General features: G+C 73.1%; 13 protein-coding genes and 3 tRNA genes. 6 read left to right on the plus strand and 10 right to left on the minus strand.

The window, feature by feature from the left end; genetic code table 11:
• Window positions 1-62: 62 nt before the first annotated feature.
• The 3 genes from WMF29_RS19500 to WMF29_RS19510 form a co-directional block, all read right to left on the minus strand.
• A tRNA-Asp gene (locus WMF29_RS19500) sits at window positions 63-139 on the minus strand.
• 166 nt (window positions 140-305) lie between these two features.
• Window positions 306-382, minus strand: a tRNA-Asp gene (locus tag WMF29_RS19505).
• Between the two features lie 45 nt (window positions 383-427).
• Window positions 428-499: transfer RNA gene (locus WMF29_RS19510), tRNA-Val, on the minus strand.
• A 365-nt stretch (window positions 500-864) separates the two neighbouring features.
• On the opposite strand from WMF29_RS19510, the gene WMF29_RS19515 reads away from it, so the two are divergent.
• From WMF29_RS19515 to WMF29_RS19525, 3 genes are all read left to right on the plus strand, one after another.
• Window positions 865-1,848, plus strand: coding sequence for an ATP-grasp domain-containing protein (locus WMF29_RS19515; protein ID WP_437330287.1), 984 nt, complete (start codon window positions 865-867; stop codon window positions 1,846-1,848).
• Entirely contained in the window at window positions 1,845-2,972 is a 1,128-nt protein-coding gene (locus WMF29_RS19520) for a carboxylate-amine ligase (protein ID WP_437330288.1), read from the plus strand. The genes WMF29_RS19515 and WMF29_RS19520 overlap by 4 nt, the downstream gene beginning before the upstream one ends.
• A 207-nt stretch (window positions 2,973-3,179) precedes the next feature.
• Window positions 3,180-3,983: a hypothetical protein gene (locus WMF29_RS19525; protein ID WP_437330289.1), complete on the plus strand. Its 804-nt coding sequence runs from the start codon at window positions 3,180-3,182 to the stop codon at window positions 3,981-3,983.
• 51 nt (window positions 3,984-4,034) lie between these two features.
• Here WMF29_RS19525 and WMF29_RS19530 read toward each other — a convergent pair whose 3' ends face one another.
• Window positions 4,035-5,471, minus strand: a complete 1,437-nt coding sequence (locus tag WMF29_RS19530) for a serine/threonine protein kinase (protein WP_437330290.1) — start codon at window positions 5,469-5,471, stop codon at window positions 4,035-4,037.
• A gap of 499 nt (window positions 5,472-5,970) precedes the next feature.
• Between WMF29_RS19530 and WMF29_RS19535 the strand changes: the two genes are divergently transcribed.
• Window positions 5,971-7,662 (plus strand): hypothetical protein, encoded by a 1,692-nt coding sequence (locus tag WMF29_RS19535; protein WP_437330291.1) that lies wholly within the window; start codon window positions 5,971-5,973, stop codon window positions 7,660-7,662.
• A gap of 72 nt (window positions 7,663-7,734) precedes the next feature.
• Complete coding sequence (locus WMF29_RS19540; protein WP_437330292.1) at window positions 7,735-8,331, plus strand: GNAT family N-acetyltransferase; 597 nt, start codon at window positions 7,735-7,737, stop codon at window positions 8,329-8,331.
• A 614-nt stretch (window positions 8,332-8,945) separates the two neighbouring features.
• On the opposite strand, the gene WMF29_RS19545 is transcribed toward WMF29_RS19540, so the two are convergent.
• From WMF29_RS19545 to WMF29_RS19570, 6 genes are all read right to left on the minus strand, one after another.
• Entirely contained in the window at window positions 8,946-10,217 is a 1,272-nt protein-coding gene (locus tag WMF29_RS19545; RefSeq protein ID WP_437330293.1) for an outer membrane protein assembly factor BamB family protein, read from the minus strand.
• Complete coding sequence (locus tag WMF29_RS19550; protein WP_437330294.1) at window positions 10,204-11,511, minus strand: tetratricopeptide repeat protein; 1,308 nt, start codon at window positions 11,509-11,511, stop codon at window positions 10,204-10,206. The genes WMF29_RS19545 and WMF29_RS19550 overlap by 14 nt, the downstream gene beginning before the upstream one ends.
• A gap of 31 nt (window positions 11,512-11,542) precedes the next feature.
• Window positions 11,543-15,046 (minus strand): sulfatase-like hydrolase/transferase, encoded by a 3,504-nt coding sequence (locus WMF29_RS19555; protein ID WP_437330295.1) that lies wholly within the window; start codon window positions 15,044-15,046, stop codon window positions 11,543-11,545.
• Complete coding sequence (gene greA, locus WMF29_RS19560) at window positions 15,043-15,519, minus strand: transcription elongation factor GreA (protein ID WP_272099218.1); 477 nt, start codon at window positions 15,517-15,519, stop codon at window positions 15,043-15,045. Before greA ends, WMF29_RS19555 begins: the two co-directional genes overlap by 4 nt.
• Before the next feature lie 111 nt (window positions 15,520-15,630).
• Complete coding sequence (locus WMF29_RS19565) at window positions 15,631-15,945, minus strand: hypothetical protein (RefSeq protein ID WP_437330296.1); 315 nt, start codon at window positions 15,943-15,945, stop codon at window positions 15,631-15,633.
• Complete coding sequence (locus WMF29_RS19570; RefSeq protein ID WP_437330297.1) at window positions 15,942-16,805, minus strand: outer membrane protein assembly factor BamD; 864 nt, start codon at window positions 16,803-16,805, stop codon at window positions 15,942-15,944. The genes WMF29_RS19565 and WMF29_RS19570 overlap by 4 nt, the downstream gene beginning before the upstream one ends.
• Before the next feature lie 119 nt (window positions 16,806-16,924).
• Here WMF29_RS19570 and WMF29_RS19575 point away from each other — a divergent pair, with 119 nt between their 5' ends.
• Window positions 16,925-18,418, plus strand: coding sequence for a sigma-54-dependent transcriptional regulator (locus WMF29_RS19575; protein WP_437330298.1), 1,494 nt, complete (start codon window positions 16,925-16,927; stop codon window positions 18,416-18,418).

Here is an 18,418-nt window from a genome sequence, read left to right on the forward strand (position 1 = left end):
CCGGTCCCGCCAGGAGCGGCGGGCGACCGCGGACGGCGGCGCGGCGGAGATTCAAGAAGCGTTGGCGGGGTGGACGGGACTCGAACCCGCGGCCTCCGGCGTGACAGGCCGGCGTTATAACCAACTTAACTACCACCCCAGACGTCAGCGAACCGATCGCTCAGCGAGCGCCGAGCCTGCTCGGCTTTCCTTCCCATGAGCAAGCTCGCCACGAGCCAGACCTCCTCGCCTGGCCTGCACCGAGCGATGCAAGCCAACCGAGGGAGGCTCAGGCGAGCATCGGCTCAGATGATAGGGAAGAAAGCTGGCGGGGTGGACGGGACTCGAACCCGCGGCCTCCGGCGTGACAGGCCGGCGTTATAACCAACTTAACTACCACCCCAGACTGACATCACTACAGATCACCCAGGCCCCTAGACCCAGGAAGTGGGCGGGACAGGGGTCGAACCTGCGACCATCGGCTTGTAAGGCCGACGCTCTGCCGCTGAGCTACCCGCCCCGTCGGAGAGGTGCGCGACTGTACTCGCCGAACGGAGTCCGTCAAGATTTATTTCTCGCGGCCTCCGTCCCTGGCTGATCGAGCCCGCGTCTGCTCCGGGATCTCCGTGGCTTTCGCCACGCGCCGCGCGCCTGCCGCGCGCCCGTCGCCACGCTCGCGATCCGCGTCCAGGCCTCGCGTCGCTCGTTTGCTGCGATGGCAAGCGCCGTCACGAACGCCGAACGGACGTGCGAACAGAGCTGCTGAACCGTGTGACAACCTGATTCATCGATACACTTATGGCGCAAAATTCCCGTGTGTCCGCGCTACGCTGTGCGTCAGCGGCGCCAGCCGCGCGTAGGCGTAGTGGGAGGAGCAAGCAACGTATGGCGGAGAAGATCGGCATCCTCGTCGGCTGGGAACAGTCGTTCCCTCAGGCGTTCCTCGAGAGGTGCAACAAGGTGCCCGGCGTCCGGGCGGAGATCGCGAAGCTCGGCGGGACGCCCGAGCGGTTCGAGAGCCCGTACCGGGTGCTCATCGACCGGATCAGCCAGGAGGTGAAGCACTACCGCTTCTACCTGAAGGCCGCCGCGCTCGGCGGGGCGTTCGTGATCAACGACCCGTTCTGGTGGAGCGCGGACGACAAGTTCTTCGGCTACTCGCTGGCGTCGCAGATCGGCATCGCGACGCCGCGCACCGTCATGCTGCCCCAGCGCGACTACATCCCGGCGATCGTCAAGGAGCGCAGCCTCCGCAACCTCGAGTATCCGCTCAACTGGGAGGCGATCGTCGACTACGTGCGCTTCCCGGCCATCCTCAAGCCCGCGGACGGCGGCGGGTGGAAGGACGTGTCGGTGGTGCGGAGCCAGGAGGAGCTGCTCGCCGCCTACAACGCCTCGGGGCAGAACGTCATGACCCTGCAGGAGTTCATCGACTTCGACGACTACGTCCGCTGCATCTGCGTCGGCAAGGATCGCGTCCTCCCGATCCAGTACGACCCCAGGGCGATCGGCCCCACGGGGCTCCGCGGCTGCTACGTGCAGCACGACAGCGAGCGGTGGCTCCCGAAGGCGCTGCACGACCGCGTCATCGAGGACGCGATCAAGATCAACAAGGCGCTCGGCTACGACATGAACTCGATCGAGTTCGCGATCCGCGACGGCGTCCCGTACGCGATCGATTTCACGAACCCGGCGCCGGACATGCACATCGAGCACCTGCGGGAGCGGTACTTCAACATCGCCGTCGACTGGATGGTCGCGTTCGCCGTGGAGTGCTCGCGGGGCGACCGGCGGACGCGGGACGGCTACGCGTGGTCGAGGCTCGTCCGGCCCTCCGTGGGCAAAGTTCGGCTCGGGGCCACGTCATGACCGACGTCGAGGGGCTCCTCGACGGCCAGTTCACGCTGGGCATCGAGGAGGAGTTCCAGATCGTCGACGCGGAGACGCGCGAGCTGCGGTCGTACGTGAGCCAGCTGCTCGAGGGGGGGCCGGGCCACGAGCTGCTGCGCGGCCGGGCCCGCCCCGAGATGCACCAGTCGGTCGTGGAGACGGGCACCGGCGTCTGCCGCGACATCCGGCAGGCGAGGGGAGAGCTCACCGAGCTGCGCGGCAGCCTGAACACGCTCGCGCGGCGAGGGGGGATGCGGATCGTCGCGGCCGGGACGCACCCGTTCAGCGACTGGAAGAAGCAGGACATCACGGACGGCGAGCGCTACCGGTGCATCGTCGAGGACCTGCAGGACGTCGCCCGCGCCAACCTCATCTTCGGGCTGCACGTCCACGTCGGCGTCAAGGACCGCGAGGTGGCGATGGCCCTCGCGAACCAGGTCCGCTACTTCCTGCCGCACATCCTCGCGCTCTCCACGAGCTCGCCGTTCTGGCTCGGCCGCCCCTCGGGGCTGAAGAGCACGCGCAGCGAGATCTTCAAGCGCTTCCCGCGCACCGGGATCCCGGGGCCCTTCGAGTCGTACGGCCACTTCCAGCGCTTCGTCGACCTGCTCGTGAAGACGGGCTGCATCGACAACGCGAAGAAGATCTGGTGGGACGTCCGCACGCACCCGTTCTTCGACACGGTCGAGGTCAGGATCTGCGACATGACCACGCGCCTCGACGACACCGTGGCGCTGGCCGCGCTCGTCCAGGCGGTCATGGGCAAGCTCTACCTCCTCTACCGGCGCAACCTCGGGTTCCGCGAGTACCGGCAGGAGCTCATCGAGGAGAACAAGTGGCGCGCCGTGCGCTACGGCCTCGACGGGCAGCTCATCGACTTCGGGAAGCAGGAGCAGGTCCCCGTCCGCCACCTCGTCGGCGAGCTCCTCGAGTTCGTGCGAGAGTCGGCGGAGATCTTCGGGTCGCAGGGCGAGCTCGAGCGGATCCGGGCGATCCTCCGCGACGGGACGAGCGCGGATCGCCAGCTCGCGGTCTACGCCCGGACGAAGAGCTTCCACGCCGTGGTCGACGACCTGATCGAGCAGTCGAGCCTCGGGCTGTAAGGCCCCGAGCGGCCCGGCGGCGGAGGCCGCCGCGGGGATGCCGCGCGCCGGGAGGGGTCCTCCTCCCGGCCGCGGGCGCCTCCGGCGGAGGCGCTCGGCGGGGCATGGGCGGCGGGACGGCAGGACGCACCGCGAGGTGGCCGCCGGTCGAAGGGCGCCGCCGTGCGAGAATTTCTGCTCGCGCGCCGGCTCTGCTACCGTGCGGCCGTGGGAAACGCTCCGCATCGCTGCGCCGCAGCTCTCTCGGTGGGCTGTCTGCTCGCGCTGTCCGCCGCCGCGGGCGCCGCGGGTTGCGCGTCGACCGAGTACGTCAACGAAGGTCCTGGGCAGCCGACGCCGCGGGCCTCCGGCTCGCTGCCTCCCGGATCGGTGGGCGCCTGCAAGCAGCCGTTCACGAAGCGGCCGCCCATCGTGAGCGAGGAGCTCTGGGCGCACGCGAAGCCGTGCACGCCGCGCACGCCGCCCTCGTACATCCGGCTCGGCTACGCGAAGGACGGCTCCGCGGGCGCCGATCCGGAGGCGGAGCAGCTGGTCGAGAAGGTGCTGGCGGCGCTCGCCGAAGGGACGAAGCCCGACGGCGGCAACAACCAGGTCACGAGCGCGATCCGCGCGGTGCGGTCCTACGCGGCGAGGAAGGACGAGCTACGCGCCCGGATCGCGCGGGACTCCGCCTCGGATCAGGCGTGCGACGTGACCTACCTGCTCAACACGATGTCCGCCGCGCGGAGCAAGCTGTCCGGAGGCGACGCCTGCACCGCGGAGGTGTTCGACCCGGAGACGCGCGCCGACGCGTGCCTCTTCGACGCGAAGCGGCCCGAGGGGCTCTGGCTGTCGAGCGGCTGGTCGTGCATGACGTTCACCGGGGAGCTCGGGAACGAGGCGTCCTGCCATCAGCTCTGCGGTTACGACGACTACTGCGCGCGGCAGGTGTACTGCGCGGCGGGCGACGTCAACCTGCTGCTCTGCACGCTCGGCGTCTGCCTGCCGGAGCCGTCCGCCGGCATCAAGTGACGGCCGCGCGGCCGCGCGAAGCTGGTCGGCGTTAATCGGCGCTAATCGGCGCTAATCGGCCAATAGCGCGCTCAGCCGCTCGAGGACGCCGCGGAGCACCTCGCGCGCGCCGCGCAGGAGCGCGCGCACGTCGCGAAGGGCGTCGTGGACCTCGCCGGGCACGGGCAGGAGGCCCGCGCGGGCGGCGAGCGCCGCCCCCGAGACGAGCAGCAGCACCACGACCAAGGCCAGGAAGACGCGGCGGGGCCACCGCCGCCGTCGGCGGGGCGCCGGCGTCATCAGGGCCGGAGGCGCGGACTTGACCGGCAGCTTGCGGCTGGACGGTGGCGGCGGGAAGGAGGACTTGGGCGGCGGCTCGTCGAGAGAGACGGGGAGGATGCCGGCGAACGTGGCGGGGAGCGGCGTGTTCCCGGCGGGCGGCCGCTTGCTGCTGCGCGGCTCGCCTCGCCGCCCGGACGTGGAGCGGGGCTCCCCGCGCGACGACAAGCGGCTGTCCGCGAGCTGGATCGCCGTCGCGAGCTTCTTCCGGCGCTCGGCCACGGCGTCCCCGAGCGTCTCGCGGACGAAGCGGCCGACGTCGCCCTCCGTGACCGCGGCGCCGAGAGAGATCGCGATCTGGTCGAGCGTTCGCTGGAACGACGCGCAGTCGCTCCAGCGGTCCGCCGGATCCTTGGCCAGCGCGCGCTCGATCGCCAGCGCGAGATCGAAGGGGACGTCCGGCACGAGCTCGCGGATGGGGACGGGGGCGAAGCGAATGATGTTCTCCATCGTCTTCGCGTCCGTCTTGCCGCGGAACGGGTGATAGCCGCTGAGGGTCGTGTAGAGGAGGACCCCGAGCGAGAAGATGTCGGCGCGCCGATCGACCTTGCCCGACGTGAGCTGCTCCGGCGAGAGGTACGGGATCTTGCCCTTGAGCTGGCCGGCGACGTGCGTCTCGTGCAGGCGGCCCGTGGCCTTGGCGACGCCGAAGTCGACGATCTTCACGATGCCGTCGAACGACACCATCACGTTCTGCGGCGAGATGTCGCGGTGCACGAGGTCGACGAGCCTGCCCTCGTCGTCGCGCAGCTCGTGCGCGGCGTGCAGGCCGGCGCAGATGCTCGAGGCGATGCGCAGGAGGATCGGCAGGGGGACGCCGACGCCCCCGGTCGATTTCACCTGCTTGTTCAGCGTGGCGATCGTGTCGCCGTCGACCCACTCCATCACGATGTAGAGCACGCCGTTCTCGTCGCCGAGCTCGACGATCTCGACCGCGTGGGGGTGCCGGATGCGGGACGCGAGGCGCGCCTCGTCGAGGAACATCGCCTCGAAGGCGGGGTCGTCGCCGAACTCCGGCAGCATCGTCTTGATGGCGACGATCTTCTGGAAGCCGCGGGATCCCACGAGGCGCGCCGCCCAGACGGCCGCCATCCCTCCGCGGGCGACCGGCATGAGGAGCTCGTAGCGGCCCAGCGTGTCTCCAGGCTTGAGGTCCGACAGGATCTGCACGCGGTGGTCGTCCTACTGGATGGGGAGGCGGAGTTTGGAGGGGTAGGGATCGAGTGCCGCCGTTACGTTCGTGGAGGCCCGTAGCCTCGACGTCTGCCGGAGCGACGCAGCGCCATCGCGCCTGCACGTCACGAAGGAGGTCCCGCAAAGCCAGGGTGCCACGAAGCGTATACGGACCTCAAGCTCGGGGGCGAAGGCGCCTCGGATGGACGCATCGCAGCGGAGGGTAGGCGAGCGCGGCCCGAAGAGAGAGCGCAGCGAGCGCGGCCAGGGCGATCGATGTGACGCGCGAGGAGATCGGAACGGATGCGAAGCGATGCGAAGCGACGGGAACGGATGCGAACCGATGGGAACCGAGCGCCGCGAAAGGGAATGATTCGTTGCGTGTAAAGACGCGTGTAAAAGTGCGCGTAAAGGTGCGAAAAGTGCGCCAGCTCGCGTTGAAGACGCGGGCGCTGGAGTCGTGATACACGGTGAGCGACCTGCTCGACGAGGCCTCATGGAAGCCAATTTGCGCCCGATCCCGCCGCCGCACGACGAAGACAACGAAGACGTGCACTGGGCGCTGTCGACCGCGACCGCGCTGTGGGGGCGCGGGGAGCGTGACGAGGCCCTGAAATGGCTGCGCCGCGCCGCGGAGCAGGCCTCGGATGCCAACGCCGACCTGCGCGCCCTCGAGCTCTTCAAGGCCGCCGCGGAGGTGGCGCAGAAGATCGCGGCGCTCGAGGCGGACACGGCCACGGCCTCGCAGCCCCCGACCGCGAGCGCGCCGCCGAACGCGGCCTTGAGCGCGCCGCCCCAGGGGTCCGGCGCTCCTCCCGCAACGGCGAGCGCGCCGCCGCCCAGGCCGAGCGCGCCGGGGGCACCGGCGAGACCGTCGCGTCCGCCGGGCGCGGAGGCAGGGCGAGCCGAGCGCGGCGGCGCGGGCACGAGCGCGCCGCCCGCCGCGATGCGGGCGCCTTCGGTCCGCGCGCCTGCCGGCGACGCGCCGACAGGGCCGCTCACCTCGGCGGTGGCGACGTTCCGCGACGGAGCCGTGCCCAGGCCCGCGGCGGGGCTGGGCCGGCCGGCGTCGGTGGTGCCGGGGCGCGCCCCTGCGCCGGTGAGCGCAGCGGCGCTGCGCGAGGTGACCCCGACGCAGCTGTCGCCCGCGGCCCGCACGCCCAGCCACGCGCCAGGGCTCCCGGCGCGCCCCGGCGCGGCGACGAAGACCGGCGCCCCGCCGGGTGCGGCTGCCTCGACGGTCGGATCGCCGGGCCGCGCTGTCCCGGCGAACGCGCGTGCGATCACCGGCTTCGCGGCGTCGCCCCACGGGAGGGTGTCGTCGACGACCGCGGTGACCGAGGAGGTCCCGGTGGTCAAGCTCCCGGCCGCGAGCGCGTTCGCTGGCCAGGAGCCAGGGCAGGGCGCGTCGGAAGCGGCACGCGAGAGTGACAGCGGGGAGCAGCCGGCCGACGCGGATCCGCCGGCCGATCAGCGCGCCACGGTGCCGACGCCGACGGCCATGGCCGCGGCGCTGGCGCGGCGGCCGGCGGTCCCGCTCGGCGCGGGCTCTTCGCAGGAGGCGACCGAGCGGCGCCCGGGGCTCTGGCCGAGCACGGACGAGGAGGGCACCGCGCGCCGCCCCCTGACCCCGCAGGAGCAGCGGGTGCTGATGGAGCTCCGGATCGAGGACCTGGACGAGGAGACGCCGATGCTCGCCCTGGAGCAGCTGGCGGGCGACGGCAAGGCGCCCGCTGCCGCACCGGAGGCGGGCCCCGCGTCCGATGACCGCGCCGACTGGACCGAGGCGGAGCCGGATGAAGCCGACGCTGGCATCGCGTCTGCGGATCAGCAGGGAGACGGGGAGCCCTCGGACGCGGTGCAGGGCCGGGGCGCGGAGGAGGCGGCGTCCTGGTCGCAGGGAGCTCCCATGGACGATCGTGGAGGCTCGTCGGAGGACTCGTCGTGGAGCGATCCGCCGTACGAAGGGGAATGGCAGGCGCCGCCGCCGCGGCTGCCCGCGTCGCAGATCGAGCCGCTGCCGGCGCTGCGGATCGCGGTGATCGGCATCTCGAGCGCCGGGGAGCTCCGGCTCGTCCCGATGGACGGAAGGAACGCTCCGCCGCGGGGCGCAGCGCTCGGGATCCTCGTCCCGTTGAGCCCCGGGGACGGCGAGACGATCGCGCGGCTGCTCCAGCTGCGCAGCTGAGCTGCCGCGGCGCCGCGCGTGCACGTTCGGCAAGAAGTGGGGCATCCCGCGCATCGGCGGTAGCCTCGGGGGATGCATGACGAACGGACGGCCCCGAAGCGGATCCGCGTGACAGGACTGCAAGAGGCCCAGCTGCCGGCGCTCGTGGCGCTGGAGCAGGCCTGTGCGGCGATGCACCGCGAGGCTGGCCCTGGGGTGGCGGAGGTCGAGGCGCGGACGCTCGCCGATCTCGCCGCGCTGACGCGGCGGCACGACGTGCGCGTGGCAGAGGCGGACGACGAGGTAGCCGGCTACCTGGCGTGGCGCGACGAGGCGCCTGGGGTCGCAGTCCTGGAGGAGCTCTCGGTGCACCCGGACCACCAGCGATGCGGCGTCGGCACGCGGCTGTTCGCGGAGCTCCAGGAGCGGGCGCGCGAGCTCGGCCTGGAGCAGGTCGTGGTGCGCTCCAGGGAGAAGGCGAGCTGGACGCGCGCTTTCTGCGAGAAGATGGGCTTCGAGCGGCTCGGCGACGGCGCGCCGGCGAAGGTCCGGACGTGGTGGAGCGAGCAGGAGGACTCCGGGAGCCCGCTGACCCGAGCCGGCGAGGTCATCCTGTGGGCGGCCATCCCGCCGCAACGCCCCGAAGCGCTGGACGAGGGCGACGCGGGCGACGAGCGCGGCGAGAGCTGAACCCGGCGGGGTGAGCCGTTCGCTCGGGGCCGTCGTGAGCCGGCGGGCGCCCGGGCGAAGGCGCGCGGTTGCAGAAGCGCGCGGACGACTCGACCAGGGTTCGCCTGGCTGCGCTCGGACCAGCCGTGGGGCCTGGAACCCCGCCCGGGCGCGCGAGTTTACATAATGTTTCTTATGCGATCCAAGGCCGGTGCGGCGGGCAGGGGAGCTCGGCTCGATTTCACGAGCAAATTCATGCATCTGGGGCCGATCGGGCCGCATCCCGCGGCGGTCGCCGCCGTTGCCGCAACCCCGGTCGGCTTCGCCCACGGCAACCTGGGTCCGGCGCACCGGTCGCCGCCGTTGCCGCAACCTGGGTCGGTCGCCTCGCCGTTGCCGCAACCCCGGTCGGCCTCGCCCACGGACGGCAACCTGGGTCGGCCTCGCCCACGGACGGCAACCTGGGTCGGCCTCGCCCACGGCCGCCGCCCCGCCGGTGCTGCCCGCCACGAGACCTGGCCGGAGGCCCCCGTCCAGCGTCCCCCCGAAGCACGCCTCAAGGCGTCGGCAGCAACGCCCTACGCGCCCCTCGGCCCGCCGGCATCAAGCCGCCGCGCTTCAGCCTGTGCGTGTGTTCAGCCCTTCGGAACCGGGGGCGTCTCGACGTCCAGGCTCAGCAGCGAGCCGCCGTTCGTCAGGACGAACGCGCGCCGGCCGTAGGCCGCCGGCGTCATCGCGATCCCGCCGCCGGTCTCGATGCCGTCGATCACGGCCCCGTCCAGCGGAGAGAACAGGAAGATCCCGTAGCGCGTGGTCGTCACCAGCAGCGCCCCCGAGAACGGCACGGGGGCCGAGATGCCGCCGTCAGGCAGGTCCCGGCGCCAGATCGTGCGGCCATCCTCCGGATCGAGCGCCCACAGGCCGGTCATGCCGGAGGACGCGAGCAGCACCTTCCGCGCGGGCACGCTCGGACCGCCTCCGCTCCGAGGCTGGTGCGCAGGCTGCTCCCACAGGAGAAGCTCGGTCACGCCGACCGCCGCCTCGTTCACCCAGGCCCGGGTCCCGTTCTCGGCGTCGAGCGCGAAGACCCCGCCCGCGTAACCCGCCACGAAGACCACATCGCCCGAGGCGATCTTCCCGAGGACCGGCGTGGTGTCCGTGTCGAGGTACTTCGGCGTCTGGCCGCCCGCGCTCTGCTCGGCCTCGGCGGCCAGGTCGACGAGCGCCCACTGCTCGGACCCGTCCTTGAGGTCGTAGGCCATCACGACCCCGTCCGAGAACGCGGTGTAGACCTTGTCCCGGCCGAGCGCCGGCCCCGCGTACCCGGCGATCTCCATCCCGCCCGCCGGCGTCCTGTGCTGGTGCCAGCGCATCGCCCCCGTCGCCGCGTCGAGCGCGATCAGCGTGTCGTTCGCGTTCGTCACGTAGAGCACGCCGTCGCGCAGCACCGGCCGCCGCGCGACCTTCGCGTTGGTCATGAAGCGGTAGAGCAGCGTGCCGTCCGACGCGCGCACCTTGTAGAGCGCGCCGTCGTCCGAGCCGAAATAGACCGTGTCCGACGCGGCGTCGTAGAGCGGCTCGCACTGCACCGGGCCGAGCGTCTCGAAGCGCCACAGGACGTCGCTCGTGTCCGCGCGCACCGCGTACAGGCCGTGATCGCTCGATCCGACGAAGACGCGCCGGTGCGCCACGTCGATCTCGGGGCGGCCGCGCTCGTAGGCCTCGCCGACCTTGCGCGTCTCGGCGGTGATCTCGCGGCGCATGGTGATGCCGAGCGCGCCGCCTGGATGGTGCAGCCAGAGCGGCGCATCGGGCGCCGCAGCGACGCCCAGGTTGCCGCAGCCGCTGAGCGGCGCGAGCCCCAGCCAGACGAGCGCGACGCCCGCTGCGCGGCTAGTGCGGCGCATCGCCCGCCTTCTTCTCCGCGTTCTCACGCGCCCGGCGGAGCAGCTGCTCGATCTCCTCCGGCGTCATCGACTGGCCCTTCGGACCGCCGAACGCGGCGCGAGGCGGCACGGCGGCCGGATCGATCTTGCGCAGCATCTCCTCGACGACCGCCTCGAGGAACTGGAACGGGCGGCCCTCCGTCGACGGCGCCTGGAGCTTCTCGTGCGCGCTCTTGAGCAGCTCCTTCGCCTTGTCGGTGTCGCCCTTGGCCAGGTAGAGCCGCGCCTGGTGGTACAGCGCGAGCTCCTTGTAGCCCTTCATGTCGATCGCCTCGAGCTCCTTGAACGACGCGAGCGCGCCGTCGAGATCACCCTTGCCCTCCCGGGCGAAGGCGATGCCCTCGATGGCGCGCCCCTTCACGTCGGGATCGGCCCCGGCCAGCGGCGACGAGACCACGACGCTGTACGCGTCCAGCGCGTGAGCGTAGTCCTTCTTGTCGAGCAGCACCCCGGCCTGCCCGAGCTTCGCCAGGGTCGCCGCCCCGGTGCCGGCGTGCTCGTCGATGACCTTGTTGTACTCGGCGAGCGCGGTGGCCGACCGCTCGTCCGCGGTCTTGAAGGTCCTCGTGACGTCGAGCTCCTTCTCCTCGTCGGTGCGCGTGTCCTCGGCGAGCACCCTGCCCCGATCCGCGGCGACGGCCGCGACGAGCGCCGACGTGGACGCGGCGTCCTTCTTCTCGGCCCGCGACAGGTAGAACAGGGCGCCGCCGGTCGCGACGATCGCCGCCACCACGCCCCACTGGACGATGTGGAAATTCGTCTTGATCCACCGGCCAGCGCCGCTGGTCATCCGGCTGAGCGCGTCCTCGACCATCTCGCCCGGCAGCAGCTGGACGGGGCGGCGCCCCTCGGCCTGCTCCCTGCGGCGAGCGAGCAGCTCCTTCGCGCGGGCGTTCTTGTCCTTGGGCAGCTCCTCGCCGGTCGCCTTCTTCTTGCGGCGGCGCGCGGTGGCCTCGTCGCGGCGGCGGGCCGCGCGGTTCGGCGCTACCTCGACCGCCTCCTCGCCCGCCGCCTCGCCCGCCGCCTCCGGCGCGGTGGCATCTTCCGCCTCGCCGACGCCGAGCGCGTCGGCCACGCGCTGCGCGGCCTCGTCGTCGCCATCGCCGCCGGCGTCCTTCACCGGAGCGCCGCGCGGCGGCCTCGCCGGGGCCGCCTCCGCGGCCCCGTCCTCGTCGCCATCGCTCCGCGTGGCAGCGACATCGCCATCGCTCTGCGCGGATTTCTCTTCGGCCTGCTCTCGGTCCTTGTCCGACACGCGGCGGACTCTAGTCTCGCGGCCTGCGGCGTCAATCTGGCCGGTGAGCGGCGGGTGCTTCGTCGCCCGAGCGCGCCGGCGCCCCGGCCTCGTCGGGCGACCAGGGCGCAGGCGGCGGGGGCGGGATCTCGTCGGCGAGCGGGACGACCGCGCACGCGGACACCTCGACGTTCTGGGTCGCGTACACCACGAAATCGCCGTAATTGCCGGCCTGCGCGCCCGCCGCGGGCGGCAGCGTCGCGAACGCCTCGGTCGGCTCGCTCCCCGGCGGGATCGCGAGCGTGACCGCGCGCTCCGCGTCGAGCTCCGGCGCGCTGGCCGGGACGAGCGACGCGCCGTCCCGCTTCGGCGGGCGCCAGCCGCGCGTGGGCCTGCCGAACCGCACCTCGCCGGGGCGGCCGTCGTCGGTCCGCGCGCGGCAAATGACGCGCACGCCCTTGCCGTTGCCGGCCTTCGGGATCACGACGCCGAGGCCCACCCCGCTCTTCGCGAAGCGGCGCAGGCGGCCGAGATCGCGCTCGCGCGGCCCGCCGAGCAGGTCGAGGATGTCGGCCCGGAGCGCGAGCCCGAGCCCCCCCGGAAGCGGATCGGGCGTGCCGAGCATGCGCAGGAGCGGCGCCCGGAGCTCGGGGCCGGCGCCGAGCTTCACGAGGGCCTCGGCGATCGCGACCCGCGCGGTCTGGTACGGCTCCTGACTCAGCCGCTCCGCGAGCGCCGGCCGCGCGGCGTCCTCGCCGATCGCCGCGAGCGCGGCCGCGGCGTACGGGCGGAGCCGCACGTCGCCGAGCGCCGCGATGAGCGGCGGCAGCGCCGCCTTCACCCGGATCTTGGCGAGCGCGTCCACGATCTCGCGCGCCCGCTCGAACGAGGTCACCTCGCCCGCGTCGGCGCCGCCGTCCTGCTCGGGGCCGCGGACCACCTGCCGCAGCCACGCCACGAGGACATCGTCGCCGCGGCGATCGCCCGACTCCGCCAGCGCGAGCGCCGCGAGGCGCCGCCACTTGCGATCGCGATCGACGACGAGATCGCGGGTGAGCGGCGCGCCCTCGCCGAGCCGCGTGAGGGTCAGCGCCGCCCAGCGCCGCACCTCGTCGTCCTCGTCGCGCACGAGCGCGAGGCGCAGCGAGGGCGCCGCCTCGGAGCGGCGCAGATCGAACAGCACCTCGCCCGCCTTGCGCCGGATGGCGACGTCCGCGTCGTCGAGCAGCGCCGCGACCTCCACGACCGCGTCGGCGTCGCCCGCGATGCCGCGGCGGAGCGCGTCGGGCCATCCCTTGCCCTCCTGCCGGAGGCCGCGGACCTCGTAGCGCCCGTGCGACGCCTCGATCGCGCGCAGCTCCGACCGCATCGCGCCGAGCTCCGCCGGGCGCAGCGCGGAGATGTCCTCCAGCTGGCGCGGATCGGTCGCCACGTCGTAGAGCGCGCACGCGCCGATCTTGCGCGCGCAGACGAGCCGCAGCGTGCCCTTGGCGAGCAGCGTCTGCGCGTCCGTCTCGGCGAAGGCGAAGCCCGGGAGCGAGGGCGGCCCGCCCGGCGGGGCCGCCTTGCCCTGCTCCGCCGCCTCGTCGCCGGAGGCGAGCAGCGGCCCGAGGTCGGCGCCGCGCACGCGCGCCGGCCTCGGGATGCCGAGCCCCGCGAGCACCGTCGGCAGGAGATCGACGAGCTGCACCGGCGCCCGGACCACGCGCGGCGAGAGCAGGCCGGGCGCGCTCACCACGAGCGGCACGCGCGCCTGCTCCTCGTACACGGTCGTGCCGTGGTAGCGACCGCCGTGCTCGCCGAACTCCTCGCCGTGATCGGCCGTGACGATCACGACGGCGTCCGGGCGCCCCTTGCGGACCTCGTCCACGATCGCCCCCACCCCCGCGTCCGCCACGGCGATCTCCGCGTCGTAGCGGTCGATGTCGCGGTCGCCGAGCGGGTGCTCCGGGTGCGCCTCGTACGGCTCGTGCGGCTCGAAGAGGTGCACCCACATGAACGCGCGCTGCTCCGGCCCGAGCCCGCCGAGGTAGCTCCGCACCTGCTCCAGACGGAGCTGGACGCTCGCGAACTCGACCTTCCGGTACTCGAAATCGAGCGCCCGGTCGCGCAGCGCGCCGAAGCGCTCGCCGTCGATGAAGAACACCGCCGGCGGGTAGAAGCCCGCCGTCTTGTAGCCGTAGCGGCGGAGGTGCTGCGCGAAGGTCTCGGAGTCCTCCCCGAGCCCTTGCAGCACGAGCGGGCGGATGTACTTGCCCGTCATGAGCGACGACACGGCGTACGACGTGTGCGGCGTCGGCGTGTACGCCGCGTCGAACCGCACGCCCTCGGCCGCGAGGCGATCGAGGTTCGGGGTGATCTTCCTGTCGTAGCCGTACGCCCCCACGTGGTCGGCGCGCAGGGCGTCGATGCTGATCAGCACGATGTCGCGCCCCCGCAGATCGATGGCGTGCCCGCTCGCGCGCTCGTCGAGCGGCGCGGCGTCGAGCGCCTCGGGCGGCGACAGCACGGCGGCGAGCTCGACCACGTGGCCGAGCAGCGGGCTGTGCGTCGCGTAGATCAGCCGGATGTTGTCCGCCAGCGCGAGCCTGTCCGCCGCGCCGGGCGCTAGCGCGGCGCCGAACGCGAAGAGGACGAGCGCGAGCGCCGCGCGCACCAGCCTGGGCGAGCGCCGCCCGTGCGCGTCCTCCAGGCGGGCCGCGCGCGCAGGCAGCGCCGGCGTCGCGAAGGTCGCCGCCGCGAGCGTGAGCGCCGCGAGCCCCAGGTGGAAGGCGGCGTAGAGGCGCGGCAAGACGCGCACGTTCGCGACCTCGAGCAGCACGATCGCGCAGATCGCCGCGAGGAGGAGCCACCTGCCGGCGGCCGCGGCGCGCGCCCGCTTCAAGGCGCGCGCGGCGCGCGGCGCCGCGGCGAACGTCGCCGCGGCGGCGAGGAGCGCGAGCGCCGCGATGAAGGGCGCGCGCCGGCCGCCCTCGAGCATGCGCCCCGTCGAGACCCCGAAGGCCACCGCGCCGCCGAACGCGCCCGCGATCAGCGCTGCCGCGGCGCGGAACGCCTTGCGCTCGGCGCGCATGACGATCTCGAGCACCGCCCCGAGGACGGCGGCGCACGGCGCCGCGGCCGAGAGCGCGAGCGGCAGGAGGTCGCGCAGGGCGCGGCCGAGCTCGTAGGGCCCGAGGAGCTCTCGCCACCGCCACGCGCCGACGACCAGGAGCTCGGCGAGCGCGAGCGCCGCGATCGCGAGGTAGGCGTCCGCCATGCGCCACCCGATCTCCGTCTCCAGCTTCCGCGGAGGCGCGTCGGAGTTCCCGCTCGGGAACGTGGCGCGGCTCGGCGCGGGCGCCGGCGTGGACGGGCGCGCCGGCCCGGTCTGCGGGCGCGGCGCCGCCGGGGCCCGGTGGCCGGCAGGCCCCGGAACGACGCCCTCCCCGGCGGCCGTCGTGTCAGGCCGGCTCCCCAGCAGGGGCCGCCCGGAGGGCACGGGCCCCCCGGGAGGCCGGCCGGCGCCCCCATGGCCCCGCGGGCGCATCGGAGCGGCCCCGTTGCGCTCGGTCATGCGAAGGAGACTTCGAGGATCTCGTACGTGCGCGGCCCGGCCGGCATGTTCACGCGGACCTCCTCGCCGACCTCATGGCCGAGCAGCGCGCGCGCGAGCGGCGACGCGATGGAGATGCGCCCGACCTTGAGATCGGCCTCCTCGGGCCCGACGATCTGGAAGCTCTGCTCCTCGTCCGTGTCCACGTTCGCGAGCTTGACCTTGGCGCCGAACTGGACCTTGCTGCCGCTCAGCTTCGACGGATCGATCACCTCGGCGCGCGAGAGCGTCTGCTCGAGGTAGCTGATGCGGGCGACGATCATGCCCTGCCGCTCCTTGGCGGCGTGGTACTCGGCGTTCTCGGAGAGATCGCCGTGCTCCCGGGCCGTGCCGATGTCCTTGACGACCTGCGGCAGGTCGATCTCTTTCAGCCGTCGCATCTCTTCGCGGAGCCGCGCTTGCCCCTCGGGCGTCATCGGTACTTTCTCGGACATGGTGGGACGCTTTTAGCATGGCTCCCGGCCGGGAGACGACGGCCCTGGGCGCGCCGATCGCCCGAGGCGCCAGGCGCCCGGACCGCAGCGCGGGCTCCGCGCCGCCGTCGCCTAGCCGCGCCAGCGGACGATCTTCCGCGGCAGCCGCCGCGCATGGGCGTCCGCTGACTTGGTCGCGCTCCGAACGAGGGCCGCCGCCGTCTTGGAGAGCTCCTCGGGAGACGGTCCGCCGTGCGGGACGGCCGCGGCGTCCACCGTCGCCGTGGCCGCGCCGGTCGCCTCGGCGACCCGCACCTCGACCGGGACGTCCGCGGCCGGGAGCCGCACGAGGCCCCGGTACACGAACTCCCCTGGCGTATCTCCGGCGTCGGCCTGCTCCAGCACGTAGCGCGCGCCGGAGGACGGCCGCCCGACAGCCTGCGTCACAGCTGCGGCCCCGCGGGGGCGCGGCCCGACGCCGCCTTCTTGGCAGGCGCGCCACGCGGCCGGCCGGCGCCCATCTCGTCGAGGAACCGGCGCGCGGTCACGGCGAACGGGCCGCCCCAGTCCCGGATGACCGACTCGAACACGGCGCGCGCCTCGTCGGACTTCTTCATCTTGAGGAGCGTCTCGCCCTTGAGGACGAGCGCCTCCGGATCGAGCCCGGAGCCCGGGAAGGTCCGCAGCGCGTAGTCGATCCGCGCGAGGGCCGCGTCGAACGCGTCTTCCTTGAGGTAGTAGCGCGCGACGTAGAGCTCGTGGCGCACGAGCCGCCCCGTCACGACCTCGAGCATGTAGGCCGCGTCCTCGCGGTACCGGCTGCGCGGGTACTGCCGGAGGAACGTCCGGATCTCCTTGTAGGCCTCGAGCGTGGTCGCCTGATCGCGCTCCTCGGCCGGCGGCAGGAACACCGTGTCGTCGATGTCCAGGTAGAGCGCCTTCGCCATCCGGTACTTCGCGTACTCGACGTTCCGGTCCGTCCGGTGCTCCTGGATGAACGCGCGGTACTCCGAGATCGCCTCCGGGTACTTTCCCTGCTCGAAATCGAGATCCGCGATCCTGAGATCGGCGAGCCGGGCGTAGCGGCTGTAAGCGAAGAGCCGCTTCACCTCGCCGAAGAGGGCGCGCGCGTCCTCCCAGTCCTTGGCCTGGAAGGCGGCCATCGCCTCGTTGTACGCGGCGCGCGCGTCCTCGGTGTACGTGAGGGTCGCGGTGCGGCCGTCGTTGAGCTCGAAATCGCAGCCCACGAGCCCGCCGAGGGCAGCGAGGCACCCGGCGAGGGCGAGGACAGCGGCGGAGGGTCTCATCGAGCAGGCCTCGTACCCAATCCGGCGCCGGCGCGCCAGGGCTTCCGCCGCGGGGCCGGGCCTGTGCTCCCTCGCTCCCCGCGTCGTGGCGCACGGCTGAGCTGGGGTATGGTCGACCCATGCCCGCTTCCTCTCCGCCGCCCGCCGCCCCGCCCGGAGGCGCCGCCGCGCCCACCGTGCTCGTGGTGGACGACGAGCGCAACATCCGCCGCACCCTCGCCCTGGTGCTGCAGGGCGAGGGCTACCAGGTCGCGGAGGCGCCGAGCGCCGAGGCGGCGCTGGAGCTGCTCGCGCACGGCGACAGCCCCGTCGACCTCGCCCTGGTCGACCTGCTCCTGCCTGGCATGAACGGCCTCGATCTCCTCCAGCGCGTGCGCCAGGACGACGCCACCCGCGAGCTGCCGGTGATCGTGATCAGCGGCCACGCGACCGTCAACGACGCCGTGAAGGCCATCAAGCTCGGCGCCAGCGACTTCTTCGAGAAGCCGCTGAACCGCGAGCGCGTCCTCGTCGGCGTGAAGAACGCGCTGCAGAACTCGCGGCTCGCTCGGGAGGTCGAGGACCTCAAGGCGCAGGTGCAGGCGCGCTACGAGATGATCGGCCAGAGCGCGGCGATGCAGCGGCTGTTCAAGGAGATCGATCGCGTCGCGCCCACGAAGGCGAGCGTGCTCATCACGGGCGAGAGCGGCACGGGCAAGGAGCTCATCAGCCGCGCCATCCACCGGCTGTCGCCGAGGGCGCGGGGCCCCTTCGTCCGGGTCAACTGCGCCGCGATCCCGCGCGAGCTCATCGAGAGCGAGCTCTTCGGCCACGAGCGCGGCGCGTTCACCGGGGCGAGCGGACCGAAGCGGGGCTTCTTCGAGCAGGCCCACGGCGGCACGCTGTTCCTCGACGAGATCGGCGACATGGACCTCGCCGCCCAGGCCAAGGTGCTGCGCGCGCTGCAGTCGGGCGAGATCTGCCGCGTCGGCAGCGAGCACAGCCGGCACGTCGACGTCCGCGTGCTCGCCGCGACAAACAAGGACCTCTCGCGCGAGGTCGCCGCGCTGCGCTTCCGCGAGGATCTCTTCTTCCGCCTCGCCGTGTTCCCCATCAAGAGCCCGGCGCTGCGCGACCGCATGGACGACCTGCGCGCGCTCGCCGACGCGTTCATGGCGGCGTTCTGCAACGAGAACGGCCTCAAGCAGAAGGGCATCGATCCCATGGTCTACGCCGCGCTCGAGCGCCGGAGCTGGCCGGGCAACGTCCGCGAGCTCAAGAACGTGATCGAGCGCGCCGCGATCCTCTCGGGCGACGTCGTCACGATCGCCGATCTCCCGGAGGATCCACACGAGAACCCGTTCGAGGACGACGCGCAGGGGGCCGCCGGAGACGGCCCGGCGGCGCCCCCCGGCGCGGCCGAGCCGCCCGCGGGCGCGGCCCGCCACGAGCCGGAGCGCCCTCGCCTCACGCTCCGCGAGTTCCGCGATCGGGCCGAGCGCCGCTACATCGTCGAGGTGCTGGCCAGCCTCGACTGGAACATCTCGCGCGCGGCCGTGCTGCTCGGGGTCGAGCGCACGAACCTCCACAAGAAGATCCGCGCGTACGGCATCAAGCGAGGTGAGGCGCCGTAG

Origin of the sequence: Sorangium sp. So ce381 (genome assembly GCF_051473845.1) — a bacterium.
GTDB classification, from domain to species: domain Bacteria; phylum Myxococcota_A; class Polyangia; order Polyangiales; family Polyangiaceae; genus Sorangium; species Sorangium atrum.

Excerpts from the sequence above, each read along its gene's own strand:
- greA (WP_272099218.1), bottom strand. The coding sequence starts at position 15,519 with ATGTCCGAGAAAGTACCGATGACGCCCGAGGGGCAAGCGCGGCTCCGC.
- WMF29_RS19515 (WP_437330287.1), top strand. The coding sequence starts at position 865 with ATGGCGGAGAAGATCGGCATCCTCGTCGGCTGGGAACAGTCGTTCCCT.
- WMF29_RS19535 (WP_437330291.1), top strand. The coding sequence starts at position 5,971 with ATGGAAGCCAATTTGCGCCCGATCCCGCCGCCGCACGACGAAGACAAC.
- WMF29_RS19575 (WP_437330298.1), top strand. The coding sequence starts at position 16,925 with ATGCCCGCTTCCTCTCCGCCGCCCGCCGCCCCGCCCGGAGGCGCCGCC.
- WMF29_RS19520 (WP_437330288.1), top strand. The coding sequence starts at position 1,845 with ATGACCGACGTCGAGGGGCTCCTCGACGGCCAGTTCACGCTGGGCATC.
- WMF29_RS19545 (WP_437330293.1), bottom strand. The coding sequence starts at position 10,217 with ATGCGCCGCACTAGCCGCGCAGCGGGCGTCGCGCTCGTCTGGCTGGGG.
- WMF29_RS19570 (WP_437330297.1), bottom strand. The coding sequence starts at position 16,805 with ATGAGACCCTCCGCCGCTGTCCTCGCCCTCGCCGGGTGCCTCGCTGCC.
- WMF29_RS19555 (WP_437330295.1), bottom strand. The coding sequence starts at position 15,046 with ATGACCGAGCGCAACGGGGCCGCTCCGATGCGCCCGCGGGGCCATGGG.
- WMF29_RS19540 (WP_437330292.1), top strand. The coding sequence starts at position 7,735 with ATGCATGACGAACGGACGGCCCCGAAGCGGATCCGCGTGACAGGACTG.